Consider the following 24646-nt stretch of genomic DNA (forward strand, 5'->3'; position numbering starts at 1 on the left):
CAACGTGCCCAGGAAAACGCACCGCGACGCGGTGCGTTTTTTTATTGGGCGGCGCCGTCCAAACCGTGCGCGTGGGCCCTATTTGCCGGGTACCACGCTGGCGGGCGCCGCCGGGGAAGCGGGCGAGACAGGGGCGGGCGGCGCGGCCGGTTTCTGCGGATGATCGCCCAGCCAGCCGGCGGGATTGCTGTTGCGCACTGTCGTGCGTAGCTCCCTGCCCTTGTCCAGGTGCCCTTGCAAGGCCGGCAGGTTCTTCGCGGCGAAAGCCTTGACGTCCGCATCGCGGGCATTCCTCGCCGCGTCCGTGAACAGTTTGACGGCATCGCGGTGGGCGCTGACCGCCACTTTTTCCACATAGGCCCGGTCGAATCGATTGCGCTGGGAGTTCTGCAACTGGCGCAGCAGGGACTGCTGTGCCCGCGACGGCTCCGTGGGTAGTTGCGCGCCCTTGCTGTCGGCCAGGGCCTGCAGGTCGCGCGCCACCGCCGTGTGGTCGGTGATCATCATCTGGGCGAAACGCTTGACGTCGTCATTGCCGGACTGGTCCAGGGCAAGCTTGCTGGCTGCCATTTCGAACAGGCCGGCCTGCCCCGCCTGCAACAGAAAGCGCTGGTCGCGCCGGCTCAAGTCGGCCGCCTGGCTGTTGCAGGCGGCGCTGGCCGACAACACCAGGGTGGCGCACAGGGCGATGTTCCTGAGAAAAGTCGCGCTGGTCTGTCCGGTCCGTATGGAAATACTCATGACTGTCTCCTGACGATCATTGAGACGATCGCCGCTGCGATCGCTACCGATGCTCCCCCCGGAGGCGGGCGCAAAGCCATTTCCCCTGCCCTGGCTGACCACACGCAGTGGCCACGCTCAGTGGCCACATTCAGTGCCGGCTTTCCAGCATCTCCGCCACCTTGGCCGTCAACTCGCCGACTTCGAACGGCTTCATCAATATGGACATGCCGTGATCCAGCGCTTCACCACCGCCCACCACGGCATTGGCCGCATAGCCGGTCATGAACAGCACTTTCTGCGCCGGCTGCAATTCACGCGCGGCGTCGGCCAGCTGGCGGCCGTTCAAACCCGGCAGGCCGACGTCGGTCAACAGCAGATCGGGCATGACACCGCCGCGCAGCACCGTGATGGCGGCAATGGCATCGCCGGCCGCGATGGTGCGATAGCCCGCATCGGCCAATATCTGGGTCACCAGTTCGCGCACCATGTCGTCATCATCGACCACCAGCACCAGCGGATTGGCGCCGGAGGACGCCACGATCTGTCCTTCACCCTGGATGGCCTGCGGCAACTTCATCACCTGCGGCAGCAGGATACGCAGGCGCGTGCCCTCGCCATCGCCGCTACGCAAGGCGATGCTGCCATCGGACTGCTTGACGTAGCCGTAGATCATGGACAGCCCCAGGCCCGTTCCCTGGCCGATGGGCTTGGTCGTGAAGAAAGGATCGAAAGCGCGTTCGCTGACATCCGGCGTCATGCCGATGCCGGTGTCAGTGACGGTCAGGCAGGTATAGGCGCCGGGCAGCAGGTTTTCCTCCGCGGCGCTTTCTTCGGTCAGGATCTCTTGCGTGAGCGCCACCGTCAGCGTGCCGCCATCGGCCATGGCATCGCGCGCATTGGCGGTCATGCCCAGCAAGGCGCTTTCCAGCTGGCGCGCATCGCATAGCGTGGGCGCCAGATCGGTGGCCACTTCCAGGTTCAAGACGATGTCAGGGCCCACGGCCGCCCGCAACGTCGTCTCCATGGACCGCAACAGCGAGGCGACATCGACAGGTTTGGGATCCAGCGATTGGCGTTGCGCGAAAGCCAGCAGGCGATGCGTCAGCCCCGCGGCGCGGCGGCCGGCCGCCAGGCTGGCGTCGATGAGACGGCCCGCCTTGTCGGCCTCGCCGGTCGCCAGGCGCCGCTGCGCCAGTTGCAGGGAACCCAGCAACCCTTGCAGGATGTTGTTGAAGTCGTGCGCGAGGCCACCGGTCAAATGGCTCAGCGCGTCCAGTTTGCGCTGCCGGAACAGAGCGTCGAGCAGGGGTTGCTCGGGACGCTCGGACGCCTGCCCTGCAGCGGGGAGGTCGGGTTGATCGGTGTCGAAAGCGATGGAAGGCGGCCCCGGCACCAGCGTGTTTTGATCGGAAGGACCTGACATGGACATGCGATAAAACGTAGGCGATGGGCGCCATGCTCGCACTGCCACAGTGAAGACGACGTATCGCTCTGTTACTAGACGTTAACCGAAAGTTATATAAGCACAAATTCAGGCAAATAATTGCCGCGCCTGCTTCAACAGCTCGCTTTTGTTGAGCACGCCCACCAGACGCCGGGACTGCGCATCCGCCAGCACCGGGGTACGTTCGGCCGGCGATTCCACGACGGTCTGCCAGATGTCGAACAGGCGCTGGTCGGCATAGACCACGGGCAAATCGGCCACGTAGGTGGAAGTGCCGATAGCCGCTTCAGCCTCGGCCTGGTTCGCATTCACGCGCGCCACCACGTCCTGCAGCCACACCGCGCCCTTGAAATGCAGGTCGTCATCGACCACGAAGACGAAGCGGTTCTTGCCGGCCACGCCCACGGCCACCGCTTCGCGCAGCGGCGTGTCCTGCCCGACCGGATTGGGCAAGGGCCGCATGACCATGCCGGCGGTGGCATCCGCCAGGCGGGAACGGCGGTCGGAACGGGCCCGGTGGCGCGCGGTCACGGAGTACGCGCCGCTGTCGCCCAGCGCCATGGAGATGGCATAGGCCACCACCGTGGCCAGCATCAGGGGAAAGACGAAGGTCGATTCCTGCGTCATTTCGAAGACCATCAAGGTCGACATGAGCGGCGCCTGGGTGGTCGCCGCCAGGCCGGCGGCCATGCCGGCCACGCCCAGCAGCACGGTGCTGTCCGCCACGCCCAGCCATTGCGCCGCCAGCGGCGCGCACGCGGATCCGGCCAGCGCGCCTATCATCAGCGACGGCGTGAACATGCCGCCGATGGCGCCTGACCCGACCGTGGCCGCCGTGGCGAGTATCTTCAGCGCCAGCAAGATCAGCAAAGGCGAGGACAGGGCCTGCCCATCCAGCAGGCTGACCACAGGGGCGAAGCCGTTGCCCGTGACGTCCGGCGCCACCAGGGTGATCAGTCCCACGACCAGGCCGCCCAGGGCCATGCGCACCACCAGGGACCCGTGCAGGCGCGCGAACCCCGTGCGGGCCAGGCGCACCACCCGCAGGAAGATGGCGCCCGCCGCGCCCGCCGCCACGCCAACCAGCATGATGGCAAGCATGCCCGGGCCGGTGACATCGAAGGCGAAGGGTGGCAGGGCATAAAGCGGCGTGAAGTGGCCCATCACGCTGACCACCCACGTCGCCGCGGCCGCCGCGGTGAACAGAAAGCCCACGCGGCGCAATTCCAGGCCGCCGTAGGCGATCTCGGCGACGAAGATCGCCGCCGCCAGCGGGGTGTGATAGACCGCGGCCAGGCCGCCCGTGGCGGCCAGCGCCACTGCCAGGCGGAAGTCCTCGCCACGCAGCACGGAGAGACGCGTGTTGCCGCGGCCCGGGCCGGCACGGAAGGGATAGCACAGCCAGGACGCGGCCGTGGCCGACAACTGGACCATGGCGCCTTCCTTACCGATGGAGCCGCCCGACACGATGGAGAAAAACGAGGAGACGCAGCGCAGCAGGGACGGAATCACGGGAATGCGATCCGTCTTCCCGTCTATGGTTTCCAGGTATTCCGACACCGTGCCATCTGCCTGCTCGCGGCGCAGGGCCTGGGCCAGGATCAGTGCCGCGATCGCCGCGCCTATGACCGGACAGGCGACACGCACATACCAGGGCAGCGTCGCGAACACATGCGAGATATCGCCTTCGCGGCCGAACAGCCAGGTGGTGGCATGGTCCAGGCTGGTACGAAAGGACTGCGCCGCCAGCGCGCCCAGGGCGCCCATCGCGGCCGCCACCAGCAGCCCGCGCAAATAGCCCAGCGCGACGCGTTCGGTGGCGGCCACGCCGGCAAGATCGCTATCCGTGCGAAAGAAACGGGGGATTTTCATGGGGTCGCCCCATCGACGTTCCTGTTGGCGCGCTGCAGGGCCTCGCGCATGGCTTTCATCTGCGGCGACCACGCGGCGTTGCGTCGCGCCAGCACGGCGACTTCGCGGCGCAAGGGCAATTGCGGCCCGGCCGCCAGGGCCACCACGCCGCTGGCATCCTCCAGCAGGGCCGCGGGCGCCACCGTCAACCAGTCGCCGCCGGCCACCAGCTTCAATGCGCCGGCCGAGACGAAGTCGACTTCCAGCACGGGCGTGGGCGGCGTCAGGCCGTCGTTGGCATAGGCCGCGTCCAGGTGCTGGCGCAAGAGCGACGTGCGCTTGGGCAGGATCCAGCGTTGCTGCGCCAGCACTTCCAGGCTGACCGGCGCCCGCTTCAGCAGCGGATGGCCGCGCCTGGCGACGATGCGCAGATCATCGCGGCCGACCGCCTGCTGGCGCAAGGCAGCGGGCACGGCGCGCTCCATCGGCGCGACGACGACATCCAGCGCGCCCTGCTCCAGCAGATCATGCAACTCGTCGGCCACGCCCAGCGTCAACGTCACGCGCAGGCCCGGACGTTCGGGCAGCAGCACTTCCAGCGCGGGCAGCACGGCCGTGTCCATGGTGGCCGCGGTGGCGCCCACGCGCAGCAGGCCGACGTCGCCCGCGGACAAGGCCTGGGCATGCCGGATGGCGTCTTCGTACTGGTCCACCACCTTGCGCGCATGCTCGGCGAAAGCCAGGCCGGCGGCGGTCGGCCGCACGGCGCGCGCGCTGCGGTCGAACAGGGCCAGGCCGGTCTCGTCTTCCAGGCGCTTGAGCGATTTCGACAGCGCCGGCTGCGTCACCGCGCAGGCCGATGCAGCCCGGCCCAGATGGCCGTGCGCCACCACCGCGAGGAAATAGGAAAGATCACGCAGGGACGGATTCATGAATGATCGTCATATTGGAGATAACTTTCAGGAATGAAAGTGTACCGCAGGCGGAGCGCGGCCGGGCATTGCTGACCGCCAGCCGGCCGTCATTCCGTGTGCGGCACGGGCATGGCGGGGCCGGCGTCCGCCTAGAATGGCAGCCATGACTGCAAGCTCGCCTACGCCGGATGGAATCGCGCCGCCGCTCCCCACGGGCGCCGTCACCTATGCCATCGAGCTGGAAACCAGCGGGTGGAACTATGCGGCACGGGCGGACGAGACGCTGTTGCAAGCGGCGTTGCGCGCGGGCATCCGCCTGGCGAGTTCATGCCGCAATGGCACCTGCCGCGCCTGCATATGCCATCTGGAAGCCGGCGCCATCACGTATGTCGTGGAGCGCCCGGGCCTGAGCCGGGATGAAATCGAAGAGGGTTGGATCCTGCCTTGCGTGGCCCAGGCCCGCGCGGATCTGCGGCTGGCCGGCGACAGCGCCGAACGCGTCGTGGCAGATCCGCCGCGCCCGCTGCCCCTGGGACCGCGACGCTAAGCTTGCTGGCGGCAGCCGGTGGCGGCTTGCATCGACCCTGCGTCCGTTGCAGGCGCCTCATCCAGCCGTGGACGCAATACCGGCGACGTTCCAGGAAGCGAAGACGTCCACCAGATAGTCGAGGAACACGCGGACCTTGCGTTCCTGGGTGGCGCGCTGCGGAAACAAGGCATGCAGCTCGACGTCGGGCCAGCGCGTCCAGCCGGGCAGCACGCTTTCCAGCGCGCCGCTGGCCAGGTGGCGTCCGACCAGCATCTGCGAGGCCAGTACGATGCCGGCGCCATTGAGCGCCTGGCGGATCAGGGTGGCCGATTCGTTGGCCACCAGCACCGGCCGCAAGGTCAGATCGCTGATTTCGCCGCTGCCGATATGCCTTAACCGCCATTGCGCCAGGGGTGCATCGCCACCGCTGCTAAGCAGGTCGTGGCGGCGCAAGTCGCGCGGGTCCGCCGGCCGCCCGGTGCGCTCCAGGTAGGCGGGGCTGGCCACCAGCACGGCACGCGACAGGCCCAACTGGCGGGCGGCGTAAGTGGTGTCCGGCAAGGGGCCTATGCGTATCGCGATGTCGTAGCCATGCTCGACCAGGTCGAGGGCCTCGTTGTGATACGTCAACACCAGTTGCACGCGCGGATGGCTGGCGCGAAACGCGGCCAGCGTCGGCTCAAGCACCAGCAAGCCCAGGGCATAAGGTACCAGCACGCGCAGCGTGCCCTCGGCTTCCGTGCGCAGGCTGGCAACGGAGGCGCGCGCATCGGCCAACATCTGTTCGGCCTGCAGGCAGCGGGCATAGAACTCGCGTCCCGCGTCGGTGCTGCGCACTTTGCGTGTGGTGCGGTAGAGCAGTTGTACGCCAAGGCCTTCCTCCAGCGCCTTGACCTGTCGGCTGACGCTGGTCAAGGGCATGTCCAGCAAGGCCGCCGCGCCGGAGAAGCTGCCTGCCTCGACGACACGCAGGAAAACTTGTACGTGTTCGAACTTCATGCGCGTGCGCCGTCCGCTTTATACCGTTTAGAGCAAGAGAAATTCCCGATTTCGGCAGTTTATTCCATTCCACCACCCCTTTAGACTGCCTTGATCATGGCCAGTCCTACCAGCACCTCCCCCCCCGCGCCGCGCCGCCTGCTCGCCCTGCCGTCCTTCATCGACGGGCCCGCGCTGGGCTTTGCCATCCGCACCACGGTGGCGTCGTTGCTGGCGTTCTACCTGGCGCTGCAGATGCAGATGGACAATCCCAAGTGGGCGGCCATGACGGTCTGGATCGTGGCCCAGGGTTCGCGCGGGATGAGCCTGTCCAAGGGACGCTACCGCGCCATCGGCACCCTGGCCGGTGCGGCGGTGGCGCTGGCGCTGGTGGGCACGATGGCGCAAGCGCCCTGGCTGTTCCTGGCGTGCCTGGCGGTGTGGCTGGGCCTCTGCACTGCCCTGGCCACGGGGCTGCGCAACTTCAGTTCGTATGGCGCGGTGCTGGCGGGCTACACCGCCGTCATCATTGCCATGGACAGCGTGGGGCAGCCCGGGGAAGTCTTCGATATCGCGGTGGCGCGCGTCTGCTACATCCTGCTGGGCGTGATCGTGGAGGGCGTGCTGGCGGCGGTATGGGAGCCGGACCGAGGCCTGGCCGACATCCGCCGCCGGCTCGATGACTACCTGCGCAAGGCCGCGGAGCTGACCCGCCGCATGATGAGCGGCGAAGCGCCAGGCCATGCGCCGCAGCGCCTGTTCGTGGCCGGCCTGGACATGGACACCGCGGTGCAATTCGCCGCCGCCGGTTCGCTGGAGGTGCGTCGCCGGATGGGCCACGTGCGTGCCGCCACGGTGGCCACCATGGCACAGCTGGTCGCCGCCCACGCGCTGGCCGAGGACCGGCGTGCCGACGGCCAGGCCGGCGCGCCGCCTGAGCTATTGCAACTGGTGGGCGATATCGCCGCGCAGCCGGCCGGGCGGGCGGCGGCCGCGCGCGAGCAGGCGCGCCTGGCCGTCGCGGTGCAGGCGCAGCGGATGGCGGACTGGGATGGCGGCGCGGACTGGCGCGGCCGTCTGGCGGACGCCAAGCGCCTGGCACTTCTGCGCGCGCTGGAAACGGCCACGCAGGCACGCGAAGCCGTGTGGCAGGCCCATCCCGCCCGTACCCGCGAACGTTATGCCACGCATCTGGACAGCGCCGCCGCCGTGCGCAACGGCATCCGCGCCGCGCTTGCGATGATGTTGGCCGCCGGCTTCTGGATCGGCACGGCGTGGCCGTCGGGCCCGGGCTTCGTCACCATCACGGGGGTGGTGTGCGCGTTGTTCTCCACCCGGCCCAATCCGGTCGCCGGCGGCATCGGCTTCCTGCAGGGCACGGCGCTGGCGGCCGTGGTGGCCATTCTGTGGGTGCTGCTGGTGATGCCGCTGGCGCATGACTACGCCAGTTTCGCCCTGCCCCTGGCGCTGGTACTGGTGGGCGCGGGGCTGGCGATGCGGCGGCCCGCGACGGCGGCCATCGGCGCGTCGTTTTCCATTTTCCTGTGGGATCTGCTGTCACCGGGCAATGGCACCTACGCCTATGTACCGGGGCAGTTGAACGGGGCGATCACGCTGATGGTGGGTATTGCCTGCGGCGTGGTGGCCTTTACGCTGCTGTTTCCGACCGACCGCCGCGCTGCCCTGGCGCGCCTGCATGCCGCGATCCGCCGGGATCTTGCCGGTTTGGGGCAAGGGGCGGGGCAGATGCTTGAGCCGCTGCGCCGGGCGCCCTCCCCGGCGCGGCTGCATAGCAAGACGGCCGATCGTATCCGCCAGCAGATGGCACAGGGCATACAGGTGCCGCCTGCGCAAATGGCGCGGGACCTGGATGGCATTCTGGGAGCATTGGCGATCGGCGATGCCGTTATCCGCTTGCGCCATCAGGGCGGCGAGGGCAGCGGGCATCCGACGGCGCTGACGGCACGCGAACGCGACACGCTGCTGCGGCGTCTGCGGAGGCAGGACTTCAGGGGTGTCGCGCGCCTGGCCACGCGGCTGGCCGACCGCCTGGCACGGCGGGTGGCGATGGCAACGCCACCGGCCCGGGATTCCCAGGAAATGGCTGGAACTGCAGAAACCGTAATGGAAAAGGCCGCCATCAAGGCGGCCAATGTGCGAACAGCTCAGCTGAGGACGATACTGCTGCTGCGCGAGATCGCGGCCACCATCGCCATGCACCATGACTTCCTGGCGGGCACGCCATTTCAAGCGGTGGCGTGAGCCGTTGATGCCTGAAGGCGGCCACGGCCAGCCGGAAACACGGGGCGTGGACGTGGGCCGAGCCAAACATGGCCCGGCAGGACAGCCGTCGATCAGCTGACCGAGTAGCCCCGGCCCGTCATGCACGCGGACATGGCACGGTTATACGAGTCGACCTGGACGTTGTTGGAATATTGGGTAACCGCGCCGGGGTTGAAGCCGCTCTGGTTCATCGCCCAATTCTGGCACTCGCCGCGATCCCGGTTCTGCTGCGCCTCCGACTGCCCGCGCGCGGGATAGGCGATCAGGTCGCCAGTCGAACGGGCGGCTGGGGGCGCGTATTCAGACTGCGCAACGGGAGGCGCGGCATACACCGGCGGGGCTGCGTAGACGGGAGGTGCGGCGTAGACCGGCGCGCTATAAACCGGCGCCGAATAGACGGGGGCAGCATAGGTGGGCTGGTTGGCGGCGATCAGGGCGCCGGCCGCGACCAGGCCCAAGGCACCGGCCACCCACCAACCGTCGGAACCACCACCGTGGTAGCCGTGGTAACCGCCGCCATAATAGCCGCGAGCCAGGACGGGGCTGCTTGCCGACGCCAGCATCAAGGTGGCAACGGCCAAAGTCGTAAGCGTGAGCTTTTTCATAGTCATACTCCGGACATCCGAGAAACGGATGCACTAGCCTTCACTGTACCGAGTTATCGCCGCCCGAAGGGCGAAAAAAGATGGAAGGTTAAAGCAGATGGTTTCAGTCCATTTCTCCCAGGCCGGAAAGCCACGCTTAAACCACGATCAGTCGCAAATTTGGCAGCATCGCAGCCTTTTTTTCAGCGCACGTTCAGCGAGTGGTCATGACATGCCTTGAGTCCTGATCGCCCCCCGGCCCTGCCGGGGCCGGGGCCGGAGGCGGGGGGGACGGGCGGAACGGACGCCGCGCGGCGCCTCGTGCCGTCGCGTACAGAGACGAGGCAGGATGAGTGCCGGGCGATGGTCCCGGCAATCTTCGCTAGGCCGGCATATCGCGCACGGTGCGCAACAGGGTCTCGATTTCGGCATCCGTGTTGTAGAAATGCGCGGCCACCCGGACGTGGCCTTCGCGGGCGGCGGTAACGACGCCGGCGCGCAGCAGCGCCTGGCGACACGTTGCGGCGTCGTGGCGCGGATGACGGAATACGACGATGCCGGAAGCGAAGTCGCCCCGATCCGCCCCGCCCTGCACGTGGCAGCCGGCGTCCAGCAGGCCACGGGCCAGATGTCCGGCATGGCGCAATACCGCGCCTTCGACGCGCGCCGGCCCGGCGGCGCGCAGCAAGGCCAGGCTGGCGCGTGCCCCCACGATGCCGTGGAAACCCAGGATCCCGGTCTCGAAACGCGCAGCGCCCGCGCGTGGCTCGTAACGGTGATCGAAGTAGGAGTCGCGCGGCGTCAGGCTGCGCGGCCCGGCGGCGGACAGGCTGAGCCGTTCGGCCAGGCGGTCGCCGACGTAAAGCCACGCCACCCCTTGCGGCGCAAGCATCCACTTGTACGCGTGCACCACCAGCGCATCGATGGGCAGGTCGGCCACATTCATCCGCAAGGCGCCCACCCCCTGCACCCCATCGACCACCAGCAGAATGCCGCGCTGGCGGCAAGCCGCGCCCAGCCGCGCCAGATCCACACGGCAACCGCTGCTGAATTGCACCCAGGACACGCACATCACGCGAGTAGCGGCGCCGCAAGCGGCCAGCAAAGCGTCCACATCGACGCGGCCGTCCACGCAGGCCACCGTCCGCACTCGCACCCCGCGCCCCTGCAGCGTCATCCAGGGCAGGACGACCGAGGGGAAATCGATGGCGGGCACCACCACCTCGTCACCCGCCTGCCAGGGCAGCCCCGCCGCGATCAGGCTGATGGCGGCGGACGCATTGGCCGCATACGCCACTCGATCGGGTGACGCGCCAATATAGGCGGCGAACTCGGCCCGCGTGGCGTCGGCGATGTCATGCAGGCCGGCATGGGCCAGCGATCCGCGCCGGCCTTGCTCGGCCAGGCTATCGGCCACCGCCCGGGCCGTCAGGCGCGGCGTGGGCCCCAGGCTGGCGTGGTCCAGGTAGGCCAGATCGTCGCAGACGGGGAAATGGGCGCGCCACGCGGAGCCATCCAGGGGCTCGTTCGTCGCGGGGAAGGCGTCGGGTGGCATGGTGGTATCCGGCATGTTCAAGGGGCTAGGAGTCAGCATGGGATGAGGCGGCAGCGCGAACCGCGGCGGCATGCCACGCGCACGCGACAGTCCGCTAGAGCAGGACGATGATAGCGCCCCCCGTCCCCGTGCCAGAGTCAAGGGCAAAAATCCGGAGCTGACGCCTGGGGCGACGCCAAACACCGACTTAAGCGACAATAGGCGATCGGCGGACCTCAGGCCGCGGCCATACCGGCCGTGCTCGCGGCCACCCTGGAGAAAATATAGTGGCATCCCACGAAAACGTCAGCATGGCGCTGTTCTGCGACTTCGAGAACGTCGCACTCGGCGTGCGCGACGCCAATTACGAAAAGCTCGATATCCGGCTGGTGCTGGAAAAGCTGCTGCTCAAGGGCAGCATCGTGATCAAGAAGGCTTACTGCGACTGGGACCGCTACAAAGGCTTCAAAGCAGCCATGCACGAGGCCAATTTCGAATTGATCGAGATTCCCCACGTGCGCCAGTCCGGCAAGAATTCCGCTGACATCCGCCTGGTGGTCGATGCACTGGACCTCTGCTATACCAAGTCCCACCTGGACACCTTCGTCATCATCAGCGGCGATTCCGACTTCTCGCCCCTGGTGTCCAAGCTGCGCGAAAACGCCAAATACGTCATCGGCGTGGGCGTGAAGCAGTCCACCTCGGACCTGCTGATCGCCAACTGCGACGAATTCATTTTCTACGACGACCTGGTCCGCGAAACCCAGCGCTCGGCGGCACGCCGCGACGGCCGCGATAACAATGCGACGCCGCGCCGCTCGCCTGAAGACGAACGGCGTCGCAAGGAAGAAGTCGATGCGCGCCGCAGCAAGGCCATCGAATTGGCCACGGAGACCTTCGATGCGCTGGTGGCCGAACGCGGCGACAGCGGCAAGATCTGGGCGTCCGCGCTGAAGGACGCCATCAAGCGCCGCAAGCCGGATTTCAACGAGTCCTATTACGGCTTCCGCGCCTTCGGCAACCTGCTGGAGGAAGCGCGGGCGCGCGGCCTGCTGGAAATCGGCCGCGACGAGAAGTCGGGCACGTTCGTGTATCGCACTGCCGGGACCGGCGAGGGAGCCGGTGGCGAGTCCGATGCCCAGCCACCGCGCCAGGATGGGCGCAGAAGCGGGCGTGAACGCGGCACGGGTGATGCCCGGCGCGACGACACGCGCAACGATCGCGGGAGTGCCGCTCGCGGCCAGCGCGGCTCGGAGCAGGATCAGGATGACGTCCGCAACGAGGGCGACGCCGATGAACAGGGCACGAGCGTCGATGCCGGTCGTGCGGACACGGCACGCGAAGGGCAGCGTTCGCGTGGCCGGGGCCGTGGCGAGCGTGGCCGACGCTCGGGGCGGCAGGCGGATGTCTCCGCGCCGCAACTGCCTGCCGGCGACGGGGATAGCGCCAATGCCGCTGCCGCTGCCGGTGCCAGTTCCAGCGACAACTACAACGACAACGGCTACATCTACAGTACCGACAGCGACAGCGACTACGTTGGCCAGAATGAAGCGTTGCAGTCTGCCGACGCGCCGACGGACACGACGCCCGCGAGCGACCCGGCGCCCGTGGCGCAAGAGACCGAGGCCAAGGATAATCGTAAGCGTCACCCTGTCCCCGCGCGCACGGCCAAGGCCGCCGCGAAGAAGGCCGCGCAGGAAGCGGCAAGGCAGAGTGGCTCGGGGAATCCCTTCGTTTCATCGCCCTTCACGCCGCCGCCGTTTACTTCATCGTCCGCCCCTTTGCCGTTCTCTGGGTCTTCATCATCGTCGTCCTCATCGCCCTTCAGGGACGATGCGCCCTGGGACGATGCGCGTGCGGATTCCGGTGTCGCGGCGGATCACGCCCAGCCAGGCACTGCGGGTAACGCGGAAGCTGGCGACGCAGGCCAGGAACCAGCCATGAAGACCAGTTCGAATCGGCGCGGCACGGGCCGCCGCTCACCGGCGGGGAAGAAAGCAGCCGGTCGCGCGACCGATACGGCTGGCAGCGACAGCGTGCGCAACGATGGGCCGGCCATCGATGCCGTGGCCACCGCTGCGGCTGGCACGCGTGGATCTGCCGCCAAGGCAGCGGGCACGGATGCCGCGCAGGCGGGCGATGCGGTCGACAACGGTGCTACCCGCAGAGCCCCTGCCAACCGCCGGTCGCCACGCAAGACCGCGCCTGCGTCGGCGGCGTCCACGGCCACGGATCAGGCGCCCCCCTCGGACCCGGCCACGTCGCCCACCGACACGCCTGCCGCCGCCAAGCGCGCACCGCGCAAGACCGCGACGCGCGCTCGCCGTCCCCGCAAGGACGACGAGGCATAGCCTACCCTGACCTCTACCGCGGGCCCACCGGCCCGCGGTAGAACCCTCGCCTGCTTCAGCCTCGCCCATGACGAAAACCATGAAAAGAACGTCCGGCCTGTTGATCTTCCTGCTGCTGTTGGGCGCCGGCTGGACGGAAATTTCCTGGTACATCGGCAAACGCGCGCAACACGCCAGTGTGCTGTGGGTCGAGGACGCCAACCAGCGCTTGCGCGAATCCCTGCCCGGCATTCCGCTGGTCATCGAGACCGAAAGCTATGACCGCGGCCTGTTCTCCTCCCACGCGCGCTATGTGCTGCAATGGCGCCCCGTCACTGCCCCCGGCGTGCTGTTGCCACCGAGTGGCAGCTATGCCCTGGCCTGGGCCGACGTCGATATCGAACACGGCCCCTACCCGCGCCGGCCCGTGACGTCACTGGACGGTAAACCGGGAGCGTTCGGCGGCTCGCTGGGCACCGCCAGCCGCATCGCCATCCACGTCAAGGGCGCCCCGGCCCTTTCTGCCGCGCTCAATCTGCCGCAACCGATCGCCTTGGGTGCCATCGATGCCCGCGTCGATTATCACGGCGACGCCGATGTCCAATGGCGCATGCCGCCCTGGCGCGCCGTCGCCAACGGCAGCCATGTGTCCTGGCATGGCGCGACGGGCGCCGGCCGCGTGCAAGGCGATGGCACTTTGCGCCTGTCGGCGTCGTCCGACGGATTGACCATGGGAGCCTCCGAAGCGGCAGCGAAGGACACCGCCGTGGACGCCACTGAGGACGCCAAAAAGGACGCCACCAAGGATGCAGCCAGGCGCGCGGCCACGGACGCCGCCACGGCCACTACCGCGATCACCGGGCTGGCGCTGACGGTAGACCTGAGCCCTGGCGCTTACGTACTGACGCCGGGCACGGTCAGCCTGGATATCAAGCGCTGGCGCGACACCTATCAGGACGATCACGGCCAGGCCCACCCCTGGGAAGCGCGCGACCTGCACTGGCAGAGCAAGGTGGTATCGGATGAGACAGGCCTGGACCTGGCCATCGACTACCGCCTGGGTGACTTGCGCGCCGGCCAGGGCAAGGACAGGCAGGCCGGCAAGAAAAATGACGGCCAGGGAGACCGCGCGGGACAAAGTCGCGGACAAAGCCTGGGGGAAAGCCTGGGACAAGGCTCCGGCCAGGTGCGCCTGTCGCATCTGGACGGCGCGACGCTGACGCGGGTATGGCAGGATGCACGCCTGCTGGCCAGCGCATTGATCCTGGGCCGGGTCCAGTCGACCACGGTCAGCGCGATAGTCACGGACTTGTCACGCGCCGGCGTGGCGCTGATCGAGCATCAGCCGCGCCTGGCGCTACAGGCCGTCACGTGGCAATCGCCACGGGGCGACAAGGCCACGCTGGACACGGCGCTACAGATGGGACCGGCGCCCCAACGCGTGTTGAACATCGATCCCTTGTGGGCAGTACTGGACATGGTGCGCGATTTCGATCTGAAGGCGCGGGTGCCCGCCGCCATGCTGCGGGACTTTCCAGGTTTGAATCGACTGACGCAAGGGACGGGTATCTTCGTCAAGGATGGCGCGGACCTGGTGGCCGCGTTGCAGACCGACGAGGACCGTGCTTCGATCAATGGCAAAGCCATGCCGACGCAGCAATGGCTGGCGCGCTATGCCGGCCCAAGGCCGCACACCATTCCCCTGCCGCAGATCGAGCAGCCGCCCGGCCCGCCGCTGCTGGGCCTGCCCGGCGACATGCTGCAGCCGGACCTGCTGACCCCGAACATGCTGCCGCCGGGATGGGTGCCACTCAACGGGCCTTCGCCTGCCATCCCTGCCCCGCCACCACCGTCGTCCCTCGTGCCGCCGCCTGAGCTCCCGCCCGGCGTGTCCGGCCGTGACAGCAGCGTGGGAGGCGATGCCCACGCGGAGAGCGGCGACGCCACGGACTATCTGCAAGATGCCGCGGCGGATGCGGTGGGCGATATGCCTGACACCACCGTGACGACGGATGCGATGGAAGCGCCGGACGCGGCCGTCGATGCCGCCATCGACGTCGCGCGTCCGGCGCGTTGATGGCTTGTTGATCTGGATCATGGCGGCCGCGCCAGCGGCCACATAACGCTATCGTGCTATTCCCTGGGGCAGCATGACAAGCTAGACTGCGACATGGCTCCTGGTTCGCGAGCGCTTGCAAAAGGCTACGAACCGGATGGCACGTCCGCCATGCTTCGTATTTTCGTCATCCCTTTGTCAGACTCAGGTGACCCCATGAAAAAACCCGCCAACTCGAGCAAGTCAGCAAGCAAGAAGTCCAGCCTGGTCAAGCGCCGCCTCGCGCCGCTCGCCACGCCGTCCGATCTCACGGCAAACGCCACCCGCGACCTGAGCGGTGCGTTGAATCAACTGCTGGCCGATGTCTTCGCGCTGTATCTGAAGACCAAGAATTTCCATTGGCATGTCAGCGGTCCGCACTTCCGCGACTACCATCTGCTGCTGGACGACCAGAGCGCCGAGATCTTCGCCATGACCGATCCCATCGCTGAACGCGTCCGCAAGCTGGGGGGTACCACGCTGCGTTCCATCGGCAACATTGCGCGCAGCCAGCGCATCCTGGATAACGATGCGGACTATGTGCAGCCGCTCGACATGCTGGCCGAGCTGCAGGAAGACAACAAGCAGCTGACCGCCTCCATGCGCATCGCCCACGACCTGTGCGACGAGCATGGCGACATCGCCAGCGCCAGCCTGCTGGAGAACTGGATCGACGAAACCGAACAGCGCACCTGGTTCCTGTTCGAAACCAGCCGCCGCGGCGATTCGACCGGTCATTGATGCACTGACGTTGATGCGCCTGCGTTGATGCGCTTGGCATGCAGTGAAGGCGCCCCTTCGGGGGCGCCTTTTCACGTCTGCCGCCCGTTGGTACGGGGAGCGTTGAGGGGGCGGAGCCCCCTCAACGCAATTACGATATGCCGCTCTACTCCAAATCGGGAGTCACTGCTGCGCACGTTTCAGCAGTTGCTCGCGTTCGCGGGCGTTGTCGGTCAGGGCGGCGGCGTCCTTGAAGGACTGGCGTGCTTCGTTGTCGCGGCCCAGCTTCATCAGCAGATCGCCACGCACGGCATGCAGCCAGGGATAGTCGCTCAAGGCGACCGTCAGCGCATCCACTTCCTGCAAGGCGACGGCCGGCCCTTGCGCCATGCCCAGCGCCACGGCGCGGTTCAGCCGCACGACCGGGCCCGGCGCGACCCGGTCCAGCACGTCATACCAGCCCACGATCGCAGCCCAGTCCGTATCCTCGACACGCCGCGCCCGCGCATGGCAGGCCGCCAAGGCCGCTTGTATCGTATAAGCACCGACGCCTGCCTGTGACGCCAACGTCAGCGCACTGTCCAGCGCAGCCAGTCCCCGCGTAATGGCGACGGCGTCCCATCGATCGCGGTCCTGGTCCGCCAACAGCACCATGCGTCCTTGCGCGTCGGCCCGTGCCGGCAGGCGCGACGCCTGCAATTCCATCAACGCCAGCAGGCCCATGGTTTCGCTATCGGTCAGCGCCAGGCGCGCCAGCAGACGGCCCACGCGCAGGGCCTCTTCGCACAAGGCCGGCCGCGCCCAATCTTCCCCCGAAGTCGCCGCGTAGCCTTCGTTGAAGATCAGATAGATCACCTCCAGCACCGCATCCAGGCGCTGCGCGCGCTCGGCCGCGCCGGGCACCTCGAAAGGCAGCCTGGCCTGCGCCAGGCTACGCTTGGCCCGCACGATGCGCTGCGCGATGGTGGCCTCGGAAGCAAGGAAAGCTCGCGCGATCTCGGTGGTGCTCAGGCCGCCCACCAGACGCAAGGTCAGCGTCACCCGCACGTCGCGCGACAGCGCCGGGTGACACGCGACGAACATGAGGCGCAGGACGTCGTCACCGATGTCGTCCTGACGCGCCGCGTCCAGGGCCGGCACGAAGTCCGGTTCGACGCGCGCCCCCAGGGCATCGAGGTCGGCGCCCAGCTGCTCCTGCTTGCGCGCATGCAGCGTGTCCTGCCGCAGACGGTCGAGCGCGCGATTCTTGGCGGTGGTCATCAGCCAGGCTCCCGGGTTGTCGGGCACACCCTGGCGCGGCCAATGCTCCAGGGCGGCTACCAGGGCGTCCTGCGCCAGGTCCTCGGCCAGGCTGACGTCGCGCACCACGCGCGCCACGCCGGCGATGACCTTGGCGGCCTCGTCGCGCCAGACCGCCTCGATGGCGGCAGCCGCCCGCGCCGATGAGGATACGCCCCTCATGTTGCGCGCCCCGCTTGCAGGACACGGCCAACCCAGCCACGGGTCGAGCTATCGGCTCGGCCGCCGCACGACGCGCCCTTGCCCAGGCGCCCATAGTCACGACGAACGAAACCGTCCAAGTTCGACATTGCCCGCGCCGATACCGACGCGCCGCGCGTCATTCCGGGCTACTCATAGCAAGGCGCGACGCGGCGCACCTCGACGGTGGCCCATTGCGCCGCCGGGCACTCCGCGGCGATCCGCAGCGCTTCCTCGCGCGACTCGCAGTCCAGCAGGAAGAAGCCGCCGATCATTTCCTTGGCTTCCGTGAACGGGCCATCGATCAGGCGGCTGCGTCCTTCGCGCACCTGCACCCGCACGCCTTCGGTGTCGGTAGCCAGGGACTCGCAGGCCAGCAGCTTGCCGCGCGCCTGCAACTGGCCGGCGAACTCGCCCATGCGGGCATAGGCCTCCCGCCCTTCCTCGGCACTACGGGTGGCGCGCTGGCCAGGCGGTTCGACGATGAGCAGCAGATAACTTGCCATGGGAGTCTCCTCGAAGTGAAGGCGCGATGCGACGCCGCGACTCCCGCAGTCTAAACGCAGCGGGCGGCACCACAAAGCGTGATGCCGCCCGCTGCGTTCGGCGCGCCAGCCATGCACGCCCGCCCTGTTTCATGACGATGACATTCCTGGCCCCGAGCCATGCGTCCAGGCCATGCACGCGGTACGAGACGCTCAATGCGCCAGGCGTGCCGGCGCGCCCGCGCCGTTCATCTGCGTCAGATCCTCCGTGACGCCGCCCAGGGTGCTGGACTGGGTCAGCGACACATCGACCACCTCGGCCATGATCTCCGTCACTCGGCGCGACGATTCGACGATATCGTCCATGGTGCTGCCGGCCGAATGCACCAGCGACGCACCGCGTTCGATCTGCTGCACCGACGTGGTGATCAGGCTCTTGATTTCCTTGGCCGCCGCCGCGCTGTTCTGCGCCAGGCTGCGCACTTCCGCCGCCACTACCGCGAAGCCCTTGCCATGGCCGCCGGCGCGGGCCGCCTCCACCGCGGCATTGAGCGCCAGGATATTGGTCTGGAACGCAATGCCATCCATCACGCCGATGATGTCGGCGATACGCCGCGAGCTGTCGGAAATCGCCCCCATGGTCGACACCACGTCCTTGACGGTCCGCCCTCCCGCCTCGGCCACCTGACAGGCCGCCTGCGCCAGTTCGTTGGCCTGCGACGCGCGGCCCGCGTTCTCCGACAGCCCCTGCACCGCAATCCGCAACTTCTGCGCGGCCAGCACGCGGCGCGTGATGTCGGTGGCGTACTTCACCACCTTGAAAGGCCGGCCCTCGGCGTCGAAGATGGGGTTGTAGCTGGCCTCGATCCACACTTCGCGCCCGCCCTTGCCGACACGCCGGTATTGCCCGGCGTCGTAGATGCCGCTACCCAGGCGCCGCCAGAATTCGGCATAGGTCGCTGTCTTGCGGTTTTCCGGCGGCATGAACATGGCGTGATGACGGCCGATGATTTCCGCCTCGTCATAGCCCATGGCGCCGAGAAACAGCGCGTTGGCCCCCAGGATGGTCCCGTCCAGATCGAATTCCGCGATCGCCTGCACCTTGCTGATGGCGGCCAGTTGCCCAGCGCTGTCGTCGCTGCGGCGCTGCTCGTCCGTGACGTCGGTGGCGTACTTCACCACCTTGACGGGGCTGCCGTCGGGCGCCAGGATGGGGTTGTAGCTGGCCTGCAACCAGACCTCGCGGCCGTCGCGGCGTATGCGCCGGTACCTGCCGCTGTCGTACTGGCCCGACTGCAGCTTCTGCCAGAAGCGCGCGTAATCGGCAGAATCGTGTTCGGCCGGATCGACGAACATGCGGTGGTGCTGGCCAACCACTTCGTCCAGCGTGTAGCCGAAGGTCTCCAGGAACTTGTCGTTCGCCATCTGGACATAGCCATCCAGATCGAACTCGATCACGGCTTGCGTCTTGTCGATGGCGGCGAGCTTGCCCGCCAGCTCGGCCTTGCTCAGCCTGCTCTGCTCAGAAGCGGGTTGACGATTCCAGGCAAAAAGTCTCATCACGAATTTCCTCCCAAACTGGGCTGGGTTGTGGAGCGGAGAGGACAGCAAAAGTGCTCGGGCATGCCTTGCTGCAAGCCTTTGAACGGCTGAAGAAACAATCCGTTGTGTTCAGTAAGATAATCGTTTCAAGCTCTTGCTTGGTCAAGCAATAAAACAGGTTTTTTGCCCTATCTCGTGCAATCCATTACTTGTTCGCAAACAAAAACTGTCATGTTGGGGAAAAAGCCCTCATCCATGGGTTTTATTGAGAGGTTGCGACGCTGGCGCTGGCGTTAATCTTTTGCGATTGTGTCGCCGCCAAGCAGCAGAATTGGCCAGCGGCAGATGTTATCTACAGTATTTTGTCGACTATTTGGACAGGGTCACGGCCCGCGCCTCGGTACAAGACCGCAGTGGTGCGCACCGTTCTCCCCTGATCAGGAATCTGGCCCATGCTTCTTTCGCTCCGATCCATCCAAGCCTGCCGGCTCGCCTCCAGCGCGATGCTGGGCCTGCTGGCCTTGGCGCAAAGCCACGGCGCCAGCGCACAGAACCTGGCGGCCTTGCGCCAGCAATCCATCACCAGCAACACGCAGCAATGCCTGACGCTGCTCAAGCAGACGCCGCGGCTGGATCCCTACGCGCCCAAGAGCGACACGGCCCGCGCCACGTATTGCGACTGCGTCGCGCGCACGTACACCGCGGCCATGCCGGACACCTTGCTGATCGCGCTGGCCAGCGGCAAATTGCAGGACAAGCCGGGCGACGCCGCGGCCCGCGCGCGCGCCGCCGCGGTGCACCTGGATATCGCGCGCAGGCAATGCGTGGGCAAGCAGTAAACGCAGGTTTACAAGCTGAGCGTCAGCGGCGTTTGCGCTGCAGCTTGCAAGCCTGTTGCCATCCTCCGGCGGCTTCCAACTCACGCCATTCAATTCACGCCCTGCTTCGCTGATCCAGAAACCAGTTTCAATTCACGCCCTGCTTCAGCTGATCCAGGAACCAGCGTCCCGCCGGCCCCGGCGGCGTCTCCTTGCGGTACACGCCATGCATGGACAGGCGTGATAGCAGCGGCGGCAAGCCCTCCAGATCCAGCCGCACCAGCTCGCCGCTGGCCAGGTCCGCCTGCACCATGGGCGCCGGCATATGCCCCCAGCCGAAACCGGCACGCAGGAAGGAATGCTTGGCGCCCAGGTCGGCCAGGCGCCACACCTGGGGCGAAAATACGCCGAAGCTCTGGCCTTCGCTCAGTGAAGACCGATCCGTCAGGATCAACTGGACATGCTGCTCCACATCGCCTCTGCTGATCGGCCCGGCCAGCGCCGCCAAGGGATGGCTCGGCGCGACGACGGTCACCAGCGGCACATCCAGCAGGTATTCGGAATCCAGCCCGGCCGGCACCAGGGGCAGGGTTCCCATCACCGCCAGCCGGCAGGTGCCGTCGATGACCGGCTTGACCACGGCCCCCAGCGCCTCCACGTAAAGACGCAAGGGCGTGTGGGGAAACGCGGCGCGGAAGGAGCCCACCGCGACGGTCAGGGTGGCCATCGGGTACATCACGTCCACGCTCACGGACAGCTCCGGTTCCAACCCTTCCGCGATGGCCCGGGCGCGCGACTTGAAACCTTCCATGCCGCGCACCACGCCGCAGGCTTCGCCCAGCAAGGCGCTGCCGGCTTCGGTCAGGCGCGGGTAACGGCCGGACCGGTCGAACAGCACCACGCCCAGTTGGCCTTCCAGGTTTGCCAGGGTCTGGCTGACCACGGACTGGGCGCGCCGCAAACGGCGGCCGGCGGCCGAAAAGCTGCCTTCCTCGGCGGCCGCGAGGAAGGTACGAAGTTGATCTAGCGATACACCATCCAGCATCTATCGTTCCTTTCGATGGATTCCATCGGAATATATAGGCTTCTCCTGTAGGACGGATAGCCCTACGCTGACAACATTGCTTATCGACGCCTACCGATTACATCCGGCCGCCGCCCCCCTTTTGGCATCCGTCGCGGCGTTCGTCTTCCCGTCTACGGCGCTTAGCGCCACGCATCAGCAAAGGAGTTCCCCCTCATGGCCAAGGTCCTCGTCCTGTATTACTCGTCCTACGGACACATCGAGAAGATGGCGGAAGCCGTCGCCGAAGGCGCCCGCGGCGCCGGTGCGCAGGTCGACATCAAGCGAGTGCCGGAGACCGTGCCGGAAGAAATCGCCCGTGGCGCCCATTTCAAGCTGGACCAGGCCGCGCCCGTGGCCACCGTGGCGGACCTGGAACACTACGACGCCATCATCGTCGGCACGGGCACGCGCTTCGGCCGCATGTCCTCGCAGATGGCGTCCTTCCTGGACCAGGCCGGCGGCCTGTGGATGCGCGGCGCGCTCAATGGCAAGGTTGGCGCTGCCTTTGCGTCGACCGCTTCGCAGCACGGCGGCCAGGAGACCACGTTGTTCTCCATCATCACCAATCTGCTGCATTTCGGTTTGACGATCGTCGGCTTGCCCTATAGCTTCCAGGGCCAGTTGACCCTGAGCGAAGTCACCGGCGGGTCGCCCTATGGCGCTACCACGCTGGCTGGCGGCGACGGTTCGCGCCAGCCCAGCGCGAATGAACTGGATGGCGCGCGTCATCAAGGTGCGCTGGTAGCGCAGACGGCCGCGAAGCTGTTTGGTTGATTTACGGCCGCGCCGGCGGCATCGGTTTGAACGACCAAGGTAATAAAAAGGAATTCCTGAAGGAATTCCTTTTTTTCTTTCCCTGTCCTGCGCAGGAGCCGCCCTATCGTTATCGTGCTTCGTCACCCGGGGCAGGAGGGGTTTCCAATAACTTCACCATGGTGTGCAGCAGGCTATTCACCGGTGTCGCAATGCCGTGAGCCTGGCCGCGGCGTGCGACATAGCCGTTCAGGTAATCGATTTCCGTCAGCTTGCCGCGCATCATGTCCTGCGCCGTCGATGAATACTGCCCCGGCATGGACCTGGCGATCTGCTCGATGGCGGCCCAGCTGTCGCCGGGCACCGTGATGCCATCGGCCCGCGCCACCGCCAGGCACTCCTCCATCACCGCCCGCATGGCCTCGTCCACGCCGGTACCGCGCACCAACTGGCCATAAGGCTGCCGCGCAATCGCCGACAAGGCGTTGTACGCGCAGTTGACCAGCAGCTTGGCCCACAACGCCCCCATCACATTGTCGGAAACCCGGGTCGGCACCTTGGCCGCTTCCAGCACTTCGGCCACGGCGGCACTGCCCGCCGACTCGCCGATGACCAGTTCACCGCGCCCGTGATGCTTTACATGGCCCGGCCCCGCCATCTCCGTCGCCACGTACACCACCGCCGGCACCACCGTCTGCGGCAGCACCGCGCGCAGACGCTCCGCGTTATCGACCCCGTTCTGCAGGCTCAGCACCAGCGTGCCGGGCGCCAGGTGGGGCAACAACGCGCGCCCCGCCGCCTCGGTGTCGGCCGACTTCACGCAGAACAGCACCAGGTCGGCGCCGCTCGCGCCATCGGCCTCGGTGGTCGCGATGACCGGGATATGCTCCTGGAACGCCTGCGCTTCCAGATAGAGCCCCTGCTGGCGCATCGCTTCGACGTGGCTGGCGCGGCCTATCAAGGTCACGGTGTGGCCGGCGCGCGCGAGCATGCCGCCGAAATAACATCCGACGGCGCCGGCCCCCATCACTGCTGTCTTCATACTGAATTCTCCAGATATCACATGGACCGTTCCGAACACACGCGATCATAGGCGACGCCCAGCGATATTAGAATGGACCCGATCCGCGATCCACGCATCGCCATTTCAGGAGCAACATTGCCGACCGACCCACGCCGGGCGTCCCTGCGCCGCATGAAGAATCTGGCCCTGGCCTCGCTGGCCGTCACCCTGGCCGGATTCGCACTAAGTGTCGCGATGGGCGCGCAAGGCGCGTGGTCCTGGGTGCGCGCGTTCTGCGAGGCTGCCACCATCGGCGCGCTGGCCGACTGGTTCGCGGTGGTCGCCCTGTTCCGCCGTCCCCTGGGCCTGCCCATCCCGCACACCGCCATCATCCCCGCCAACAAGGCGCGCATCGCCGACAACCTGGCGGTGTTCGTGCGCGATCACTTTCTCGATCCCGGCAGCCTGCTGGAAAAGATCCGCATCTTCGATCCGGCCGCCCGCCTGGGCCAGTGGCTGGCCGATCCGCGCCAGGCGCGCGTCGTGGCCGGGTCGGCGCGGACATGGGCGGTGCATGCCTTGAACCTGCTGGACGAACAGGCCGTGCACGGCGCCATCCAGGCTTTCGTGGTGCGCAAGCTGCGCGAATGGAATGCCGCGGCAACCTTGGGTGAGGTCCTTACCGTCCTCAGCCGCGACGGCCGCCATCACGTGCTGCTGGACGAAGCGCTGCAACGCCTGGCCCGCTATCTGCACGACCCGCAAGTGCAGGACCGCGCCGCCGACCTGATGGTGAAATACGCGCGCAAGGAATGGCCGCGCATCGCCAAGGCCATCAACCTGGTGAAATCGGTCGACGACATCGCCGACAGCCTGGCCGACCGCCTGGCGCGCGCCGTCCTGGATGAGCTGCACGACGTGCTGGCGCAGCCCGACCATCCGCTGCGGCGCGACTACGAAGCATGGGTGGGCGACTACGTGCGCAAGCTGCGCGACGACGCCGACGTGCAGGCGCGCGTGGAAGAACTGAAGCAGCGCATCATCGATCATCCGCAATTGCAGGAGTACGTGCGCGGCATCTGGCGTGAGGTGCATGAGAGCCTGAAGCGCGACCTGTTCAACGAAGACTCGGTACTGGCGCGCCACCTGGAGCAGACCCTGATGTCGCTAGGCCGCAATCTGGGCGAGGATCCCGAACTGCGCCGGGCCATCAACCAGCACGTGCTGTCCGGCGCCGAACGGCTGGCCTCGACGCTCCGTATCGGCGTGACGGAACACATCGCGCAGACGGTGAAAGGCTGGGACGAACGGCATCTGGTCGATGAGCTGGAACTGAGCATGGGCCGTGACCTGCAATACATCCGCTTCAACGGCATGCTGGTGGGCGGCGTCATCGGGCTGCTGCTGCACGCGGGCGTGATGCTGGCGGGCCGCTGAGCCAGCTTGGCTCAGCAAGATGTATCAATATCTAGCACCACGTTAACGACGATTAGCGCCCCTGTTGGCGTCCGCGCG

Annotated in this window: 20 protein-coding genes; 8 read left to right on the forward strand and 12 right to left on the reverse strand. The window is 67.1% G+C overall.

The features are described from left to right. Window positions 1–78: 78 nt before the first annotated feature. The 4 genes from CEY05_RS20035 to CEY05_RS20050 all read right to left on the reverse strand — a co-directional run bounded on the left by CEY05_RS20035 (window position 79) and on the right by CEY05_RS20050 (window position 4950). On the reverse strand, window positions 79–741 hold the full coding sequence (locus tag CEY05_RS20035) for a DUF4142 domain-containing protein (RefSeq protein WP_088597559.1): 663 nt from the start codon (window positions 739–741) through the stop codon (window positions 79–81). A gap of 130 nt (window positions 742–871) precedes the next feature. Continuing rightward, a complete protein-coding gene (locus CEY05_RS20040) occupies window positions 872–2146 on the reverse strand; it encodes an ATP-binding protein (protein WP_158219360.1) in 1275 nt (424 codons plus the stop codon). Between the two features lie 108 nt (window positions 2147–2254). Then, window positions 2255–4039 (reverse strand): chloride channel protein, encoded by a 1785-nt coding sequence (locus tag CEY05_RS20045; protein ID WP_088597557.1) that lies wholly within the window; start codon window positions 4037–4039, stop codon window positions 2255–2257. Continuing rightward, a complete protein-coding gene (locus tag CEY05_RS20050) occupies window positions 4036–4950 on the reverse strand; it encodes a LysR family transcriptional regulator (RefSeq protein WP_088597556.1) in 915 nt (304 codons plus the stop codon). The genes CEY05_RS20045 and CEY05_RS20050 overlap by 4 nt, the downstream gene beginning before the upstream one ends. Before the next feature lie 145 nt (window positions 4951–5095). On the opposite strand from CEY05_RS20050, the gene CEY05_RS20055 reads away from it, so the two are divergent. Continuing rightward, complete coding sequence (locus CEY05_RS20055; RefSeq protein ID WP_088597555.1) at window positions 5096–5479, forward strand: 2Fe-2S iron-sulfur cluster-binding protein; 384 nt, start codon at window positions 5096–5098, stop codon at window positions 5477–5479. Between the two features lie 57 nt (window positions 5480–5536). On the opposite strand, the gene CEY05_RS20060 is transcribed toward CEY05_RS20055, so the two are convergent. After that, complete coding sequence (locus tag CEY05_RS20060) at window positions 5537–6460, reverse strand: LysR family transcriptional regulator (protein WP_088597554.1); 924 nt, start codon at window positions 6458–6460, stop codon at window positions 5537–5539. A gap of 96 nt (window positions 6461–6556) precedes the next feature. On the opposite strand from CEY05_RS20060, the gene CEY05_RS20065 reads away from it, so the two are divergent. Then, window positions 6557–8701 (forward strand): FUSC family protein, encoded by a 2145-nt coding sequence (locus CEY05_RS20065; protein ID WP_143220524.1) that lies wholly within the window; start codon window positions 6557–6559, stop codon window positions 8699–8701. A 92-nt stretch (window positions 8702–8793) separates the two neighbouring features. Here CEY05_RS20065 and CEY05_RS20070 read toward each other — a convergent pair whose 3' ends face one another. Together CEY05_RS20070 and CEY05_RS20075 are read right to left on the reverse strand one after the other, a co-directional pair. Then, window positions 8794–9327, reverse strand: a complete 534-nt coding sequence (locus CEY05_RS20070) for a hypothetical protein (RefSeq protein ID WP_088597552.1) — start codon at window positions 9325–9327, stop codon at window positions 8794–8796. Between the two features lie 361 nt (window positions 9328–9688). Next, window positions 9689–10861 carry an aminotransferase class V-fold PLP-dependent enzyme gene (locus CEY05_RS20075; RefSeq protein WP_158219361.1) on the reverse strand — a complete coding sequence of 391 codons (1173 nt, stop codon included), beginning with the start codon at window positions 10859–10861 and terminating at the stop codon, window positions 9689–9691. 290 nt (window positions 10862–11151) lie between these two features. Here CEY05_RS20075 and CEY05_RS20080 point away from each other — a divergent pair, with 290 nt between their 5' ends. The 3 genes from CEY05_RS20080 to CEY05_RS20090 all read left to right on the forward strand — a co-directional run bounded on the left by CEY05_RS20080 (window position 11152) and on the right by CEY05_RS20090 (window position 16006). Beyond that, window positions 11152–13191 (forward strand): NYN domain-containing protein, encoded by a 2040-nt coding sequence (locus CEY05_RS20080; protein WP_369825977.1) that lies wholly within the window; start codon window positions 11152–11154, stop codon window positions 13189–13191. A 79-nt stretch (window positions 13192–13270) separates the two neighbouring features. Continuing rightward, on the forward strand, window positions 13271–15247 hold the full coding sequence (locus CEY05_RS20085; RefSeq protein ID WP_158219362.1) for a DUF945 family protein: 1977 nt from the start codon (window positions 13271–13273) through the stop codon (window positions 15245–15247). Window positions 15248–15442: 195 nt separating this feature from the next. Beyond that, window positions 15443–16006: a Dps family protein gene (locus tag CEY05_RS20090; protein ID WP_088597549.1), complete on the forward strand. Its 564-nt coding sequence runs from the start codon at window positions 15443–15445 to the stop codon at window positions 16004–16006. Window positions 16007–16168: 162 nt separating this feature from the next. Here the strand turns inward: CEY05_RS20090 and CEY05_RS20095 are convergent, their stop codons facing one another. The 3 genes from CEY05_RS20095 to CEY05_RS20105 all read right to left on the reverse strand — a co-directional run bounded on the left by CEY05_RS20095 (window position 16169) and on the right by CEY05_RS20105 (window position 19509). Continuing rightward, window positions 16169–17446, reverse strand: a complete 1278-nt coding sequence (locus tag CEY05_RS20095; protein WP_088597548.1) for an RNA polymerase sigma factor — start codon at window positions 17444–17446, stop codon at window positions 16169–16171. Window positions 17447–17613: 167 nt separating this feature from the next. Next, a complete protein-coding gene (locus tag CEY05_RS20100; protein WP_088597547.1) occupies window positions 17614–17970 on the reverse strand; it encodes a YciI family protein in 357 nt (118 codons plus the stop codon). A 192-nt stretch (window positions 17971–18162) separates the two neighbouring features. Continuing rightward, window positions 18163–19509: a methyl-accepting chemotaxis protein gene (locus tag CEY05_RS20105; RefSeq protein WP_088597546.1), complete on the reverse strand. Its 1347-nt coding sequence runs from the start codon at window positions 19507–19509 to the stop codon at window positions 18163–18165. 434 nt (window positions 19510–19943) lie between these two features. Here CEY05_RS20105 and CEY05_RS20110 point away from each other — a divergent pair, with 434 nt between their 5' ends. Then, window positions 19944–20330 carry a hypothetical protein gene (locus CEY05_RS20110; protein WP_088597545.1) on the forward strand — a complete coding sequence of 129 codons (387 nt, stop codon included), beginning with the start codon at window positions 19944–19946 and terminating at the stop codon, window positions 20328–20330. 127 nt (window positions 20331–20457) lie between these two features. Here CEY05_RS20110 and CEY05_RS20115 read toward each other — a convergent pair whose 3' ends face one another. Then, entirely contained in the window at window positions 20458–21354 is an 897-nt protein-coding gene (locus tag CEY05_RS20115; protein WP_088597544.1) for a LysR family transcriptional regulator, read from the reverse strand. A 195-nt stretch (window positions 21355–21549) separates the two neighbouring features. Here CEY05_RS20115 and wrbA point away from each other — a divergent pair, with 195 nt between their 5' ends. Beyond that, complete coding sequence (gene wrbA, locus CEY05_RS20120; RefSeq protein WP_088597543.1) at window positions 21550–22149, forward strand: NAD(P)H:quinone oxidoreductase; 600 nt, start codon at window positions 21550–21552, stop codon at window positions 22147–22149. Between the two features lie 109 nt (window positions 22150–22258). Here the strand turns inward: wrbA and CEY05_RS20125 are convergent, their stop codons facing one another. Then, the gene (locus tag CEY05_RS20125; RefSeq protein WP_088597542.1) at window positions 22259–23170 is read right to left on the reverse strand and encodes a ketopantoate reductase family protein; all 912 of its coding nucleotides are present in this window, start codon (window positions 23168–23170) and stop codon (window positions 22259–22261) included. Between the two features lie 72 nt (window positions 23171–23242). Here CEY05_RS20125 and CEY05_RS20130 point away from each other — a divergent pair, with 72 nt between their 5' ends. Then, on the forward strand, window positions 23243–24568 hold the full coding sequence (locus CEY05_RS20130) for a DUF445 domain-containing protein (RefSeq protein WP_088597541.1): 1326 nt from the start codon (window positions 23243–23245) through the stop codon (window positions 24566–24568). Window positions 24569–24646 lie beyond the last annotated feature (78 nt).

The sequence above is a fragment of the Achromobacter sp. HZ34 genome, assembly GCF_002209485.1.
Taxonomy (GTDB): Bacteria; Pseudomonadota; Gammaproteobacteria; order Burkholderiales; family Burkholderiaceae_B; genus Bordetella_C.

Bases quoted from the DNA above. Each gene is read 5' to 3' on its own strand.
- CEY05_RS20035 (WP_088597559.1), bottom strand. From the start codon at position 741: ATGAGTATTTCCATACGGACCGGACAGACCAGCGCGACTTTTCTCAGG.
- CEY05_RS20040 (WP_158219360.1), bottom strand. From the start codon at position 2,146: ATGTCAGGTCCTTCCGATCAAAACACGCTGGTGCCGGGGCCGCCTTCC.
- CEY05_RS20045 (WP_088597557.1), bottom strand. From the start codon at position 4,039: ATGAAAATCCCCCGTTTCTTTCGCACGGATAGCGATCTTGCCGGCGTG.
- CEY05_RS20050 (WP_088597556.1), bottom strand. From the start codon at position 4,950: ATGAATCCGTCCCTGCGTGATCTTTCCTATTTCCTCGCGGTGGTGGCG.
- CEY05_RS20055 (WP_088597555.1), top strand. From the start codon at position 5,096: ATGACTGCAAGCTCGCCTACGCCGGATGGAATCGCGCCGCCGCTCCCC.
- CEY05_RS20060 (WP_088597554.1), bottom strand. From the start codon at position 6,460: ATGAAGTTCGAACACGTACAAGTTTTCCTGCGTGTCGTCGAGGCAGGC.
- CEY05_RS20065 (WP_143220524.1), top strand. From the start codon at position 6,557: ATGGCCAGTCCTACCAGCACCTCCCCCCCCGCGCCGCGCCGCCTGCTC.
- CEY05_RS20070 (WP_088597552.1), bottom strand. From the start codon at position 9,327: ATGAAAAAGCTCACGCTTACGACTTTGGCCGTTGCCACCTTGATGCTG.
- CEY05_RS20075 (WP_158219361.1), bottom strand. From the start codon at position 10,861: ATGCCACCCGACGCCTTCCCCGCGACGAACGAGCCCCTGGATGGCTCC.
- CEY05_RS20080 (WP_369825977.1), top strand. From the start codon at position 11,152: ATGGCGCTGTTCTGCGACTTCGAGAACGTCGCACTCGGCGTGCGCGAC.
- CEY05_RS20085 (WP_158219362.1), top strand. From the start codon at position 13,271: ATGAAAAGAACGTCCGGCCTGTTGATCTTCCTGCTGCTGTTGGGCGCC.
- CEY05_RS20090 (WP_088597549.1), top strand. From the start codon at position 15,443: ATGAAAAAACCCGCCAACTCGAGCAAGTCAGCAAGCAAGAAGTCCAGC.
- CEY05_RS20095 (WP_088597548.1), bottom strand. From the start codon at position 17,446: ATGAGGGGCGTATCCTCATCGGCGCGGGCGGCTGCCGCCATCGAGGCG.
- CEY05_RS20100 (WP_088597547.1), bottom strand. From the start codon at position 17,970: ATGGCAAGTTATCTGCTGCTCATCGTCGAACCGCCTGGCCAGCGCGCC.
- CEY05_RS20105 (WP_088597546.1), bottom strand. From the start codon at position 19,509: ATGAGACTTTTTGCCTGGAATCGTCAACCCGCTTCTGAGCAGAGCAGG.
- CEY05_RS20110 (WP_088597545.1), top strand. From the start codon at position 19,944: ATGCTTCTTTCGCTCCGATCCATCCAAGCCTGCCGGCTCGCCTCCAGC.
- CEY05_RS20115 (WP_088597544.1), bottom strand. From the start codon at position 21,354: ATGCTGGATGGTGTATCGCTAGATCAACTTCGTACCTTCCTCGCGGCC.
- wrbA (WP_088597543.1), top strand. From the start codon at position 21,550: ATGGCCAAGGTCCTCGTCCTGTATTACTCGTCCTACGGACACATCGAG.
- CEY05_RS20125 (WP_088597542.1), bottom strand. From the start codon at position 23,170: ATGAAGACAGCAGTGATGGGGGCCGGCGCCGTCGGATGTTATTTCGGC.
- CEY05_RS20130 (WP_088597541.1), top strand. From the start codon at position 23,243: ATGGACCCGATCCGCGATCCACGCATCGCCATTTCAGGAGCAACATTG.